At 77.1% G+C, this 2,552-nt stretch carries 4 protein-coding genes and 1 pseudogene; 4 read left to right on the top strand and 1 reads right to left on the bottom strand.

What is annotated here, in order from left to right; all coding sequences use genetic code 11:
• On the bottom strand, positions 1-228 hold a 228-nt coding region (locus tag GTW08_RS06810; protein WP_202416539.1), incomplete at its 3' end, for a hypothetical protein.
• A gap of 68 nt (positions 229-296) precedes the next feature.
• Between GTW08_RS06810 and GTW08_RS06805 the strand changes: the two genes are divergently transcribed.
• The 4 genes and pseudogenes from GTW08_RS06805 to GTW08_RS06790 form a co-directional block, all read left to right on the top strand.
• A complete protein-coding gene (locus GTW08_RS06805) occupies positions 297-965 on the top strand; it encodes an alpha/beta fold hydrolase (protein ID WP_161151590.1) in 669 nt (222 codons plus the stop codon).
• Between the two features lie 20 nt (positions 966-985).
• The gene (locus GTW08_RS06800; RefSeq protein WP_073577418.1) at positions 986-1,315 is read left to right on the top strand and encodes a hypothetical protein; all 330 of its coding nucleotides are present in this window, start codon (positions 986-988) and stop codon (positions 1,313-1,315) included.
• Positions 1,316-1,397: 82 nt separating this feature from the next.
• Entirely contained in the window at positions 1,398-2,225 is an 828-nt protein-coding gene (locus tag GTW08_RS06795; RefSeq protein ID WP_161151589.1) for an aldolase/citrate lyase family protein, read from the top strand.
• A gap of 73 nt (positions 2,226-2,298) precedes the next feature.
• A pseudogene (locus GTW08_RS06790) lies at positions 2,299-2,552 on the top strand (S9 family peptidase); the annotation flags it as partial.

The following is a 2,552-nucleotide window of genomic DNA, read 5'->3' as shown; positions in this document are numbered from 1 at the left end:
CTCGGCGAACGCGTCCTCCGCCTCCGCGGCGCGCGCGTCGCCGCCCGCGAGCTCCTGGGCGGCCGCCGCGGTGGCGGCGCGGCCCTCGATGCGGTCGCGCACGTAGGAGAACGTGGGGACGCCGTCGTCGGTGTAGTCGGTGACGGGCTCGACCGGCTCGGGGACGGCAGGGTCGGGCAGGGCCGGTTCCGGGTCGGGGACGGCGGGCAGGTGGGTCGGGTCGGTCATCGGGCCTCCTCGGTTCCGCCCTCGACGGTAGGCGATGAGAACGCCCCCGGTGGGCGGTCCTCACCGGTATGACGACCTTCGCGCTCGTCCCCGGGGCGGGGACCGACACCTGGTACTGGCGTCCGCTGGAACGGGAGCTGACCCGGCGCGGCCACCGCGCGGTGCCGGTCGAGCTGCCCTGCGACGACGACGCCGCCGGGCTAGAGACCTATGCCGACGCCGTCGTGGCCGCGGTCGGCGGTGCCGACGACCTCGTGGTCGTCGCGCACTCCTTCGGCGGGTTCAGCGCACCGCTGGTGTGCGACCGGGTCGCGGTGCGTGGGCTCGTCCTGGTGACGGCGATGGTGCCGCTGCCGGGCGAGTCCGCGGCGCAGTGGGGCGACGCGACCGGCGCCGGGGCGGCGCTCGCGGAGCAGGACGCCCGCGACGGGCGCGACCCCGACGACGTCGTCGGGCTCTTCTACCACGACGTCGACGAGTCGGTGGCGAACGAGGCACTGCGTCACGAGCGCGACCAGTCCACGACGCCGTGGACCCAGCCGTGGCCGCGTGCGGCCTGGCCGGACGTGCCGACCCGGTATCTGCTGTGCCGCGAGGACAAGCTGTTCCCGGCCGCGTTCGTCCGGACGATGCTCGCCCGGCGGCTGCGCGGCGTCGTGCCCGAGATGGTCCCCGGCGGGCACCACCCGATGCTGTCGCACCCCGGCGCGCTGGCCGCGGCGGTGCTCGGTCGCTGACGGCAGGCGATGATGGCGCCGTGGCGCGCACGCGGATCCGGGAGCTGGTGGTGGTGCACGACGCGGCCTGCGCGCCGTGCTCGCGGATCGCACGGGAGCTGCCGGGCTGCGTGACCGTCCGGGTCCGTGCGCGGTCCTGCCACGAGCCGCGGCTGGCAGAGATCTACCCGAACCTGCCGGCCGCCGTCGCCGGGTGCCGGGCGCCGGCGGTCGGTGTGCTCCGCACCGACGGGCAGGTCCGCTGGTGGACCGGGATGCGCGGGATCGTCGGGCTGGCGCCGGTCCTGCGGCCCGGGGCGCTGCCGGTCGCGGTCCGGCTGCTGCGGGAGGCGGCCGCGGTGCGGCGCTGAGGTCCGGCCCCGGTGAGCCGGTCACGGCCGCACCGGAGATCCTGGTCGGGTCAGACGCGCCGACCGACCGGAGGGCCCACCCGTGGACACCGCCGCCAGCCCGCTCGACCACGGGCCCGCCCTGCTGTTCTGCCCCGGCAACCGGCCCGATCGGTTCGCCAAGGCGCTCGCCGCCGCCGACGCCGTCATCCTCGACCTGGAGGACGCCGTCGGCCCGGACGACAAGGACGGCGCCCGGGACTCCGTCGTCGCCGCGCTGGCGGAGCTGGACCGCACCCGGGTGGTCGTGCGGGTCAACGCGCCCGGCGCCCCCGCCCACGACGGCGACGTCGCCGCGCTGGCCGCCTACCCCGACCTCACGCTGATGCTGCCGATGGCGACGAGCGCCGCCGCGGTGGAGGCGCTGGCCCCGCACCCGGTGATCGCGCTGTGCGAGACCGCGCACGGAGTGCTGGAGGCGCCGTCGATCGCCCGGGCGTCGAACTGCGCAGGCCTGATGTGGGGCAGCGAGGACCTGCTCGCCGACCTGGGCGGGCGCACCGGGCGCGCGGCCGGCGGCGGTTACGGCCCGGCCCTCACCGAGGCCCGCACCCGGATCCTCTACGCAGCCCGCGCCGCGGGCCCGGCCCCGGTCGACACCGTGCTCACCGACATCGCCGACACCGACACCCTGCTCACCGACACCGCCGACGCGGCGGACGCGGGGTTCGCGGCGAAGGTGTGCATCCACCCGTCGCAGGTGGAGGTCGTGCGCCGCGGGTTCCGGCCCGGCGACGCCGAGACCGAGCACGCCCGCGCCCTGCTCGCCGAGGCGGAGCGGCACCCCGGCGTCTTCCGGTTCGGCGGGGAGATGGTCGACGCACCGGTGCTCGCCCGGGCCCGGGCGACGCTACGGCTGGCCGAGGCATAGACGGCGCCGATCGCAGCGCTCGGATGCATCGACCTACGGGCACGGCGGCCCGGCGATGACTACCGTGGGCGCCGTGACGATCTCCGGGTACGGGTCGTGGCCGACACCGGTCACGTCCGAAGTGGTGGTGACGGCCGCGGTGCGGCTCGGGGAGGTCCGCCCCGACGGTGCGCCCGGCACCGAGGACACCGGCGTGGTCTGGGCCGAGGGCCGCGCCGCGGAGGGCGGCCGGACCCAGCTGGTGCGCCGTACCGGCGGCGACGCCGCGGGCTCGCGCACCGATCTGCTGCCCGAGGGCGCGAACGCCCGCTCGGCGGTCCACGAGTA

Source organism: Pseudonocardia sp. SID8383 (assembly GCF_009864975.1).
GTDB classification, from domain to species: domain Bacteria; phylum Actinomycetota; class Actinomycetes; order Mycobacteriales; family Pseudonocardiaceae; genus Pseudonocardia; species Pseudonocardia alni.
This window is presented reverse-complemented; position numbering and strand designations above follow the sequence as displayed.